This window comes from Agromyces sp. P1_H4, assembly GCF_056405255.1.
Window position 1 is genome coordinate 1 of record NZ_JBFUCL010000591.1, and the last position, 872, is coordinate 872.

An 872-nucleotide genomic window follows, 5' to 3' on the forward strand; every position below is an offset into this window, starting at 1 on the left:
GGTCGTGGGGGTCGAACCCGTCGGCGTGACGGCGCAGCAGCGACACCTCGGCGTCGCGCTCGGGCACGTCGAGCACCAGCTTCATGAGGAACCGGTCGAGCTGGGCCTCGGGCAGCGCGTAGGTGCCCTCGTACTCGATGGGGTTCTGCGTCGCGGCGACCATGAACGGGTCGGGGAGCGGGCGCGTCACCCCGTCGGCCGACACCTGGCGTTCCTCCATCGCCTCGAGGAGCGCCGACTGCGTCTTCGGCGGCGTGCGGTTGATCTCGTCGGCGAGGAGGATGTTCGTGAACACCGGCCCCTCGCGGAAGGCGAAGTCGCCGGTGCGCGGGTCGTAGGCGAGCGATCCCGTGACGTCGCCCGGCATGAGGTCGGGGGTGAACTGCAGCCGGCGCGTGTCGAGGCGCAGCGTGCGGCTGAGGGTGCGCACGAGCAGCGTCTTCGCCACGCCGGGCACGCCCTCGAGCAGCACGTGCCCCCGGGTGAGCAGGGCGATGATGAGGCCGGTGACGGCGCCGTCCTGGCCGACGACGGCCTTGCCGACCTCGGTTCGGACGCCGTTCAGCGCCGCCCGCAACTCCTCGTCGGTGGTCGCGATCGCGTCGGTCATGGTCGCCTTCCTGTCGGGTGGTCGGGGTCGTGGTTCGGGTCGGGGTCTGGGTCGTGGTGGTCGCGCGGGCGGTCCTCGACGTGCTGGTGGTCCCGGTCGTGCGGCCGCACCGAGGCGGCCACCTCCTCCTCGAGTCGCGAGAGCTCGGCGGCGAGGTCGACGAGTTCGCGGTCGCCTGACGGCTGCGCGCCGACGAGCAGGCGGGCGACGGATGCCGCGTCGCGGCCGGTCGCGGCAGCGGCGGCATCCGACACCGCATCGG

At 73.2% G+C, this 872-nt stretch carries 2 protein-coding genes; both read right to left on the reverse strand.

All coding sequences use genetic code 11. From position 1 onward, the window contains the following. On the reverse strand, window positions 1-610 hold a 610-nt coding region (locus AC1DY2_RS20200), incomplete at its 3' end, for an AAA family ATPase (protein WP_476764037.1). After that, window positions 607-872, reverse strand: a 266-nt coding sequence (locus AC1DY2_RS20205; protein WP_476764038.1) for a hypothetical protein, incomplete at its 5' end; no start/stop codon positions are given. The genes AC1DY2_RS20205 and AC1DY2_RS20200, both read right to left, overlap by 4 nt.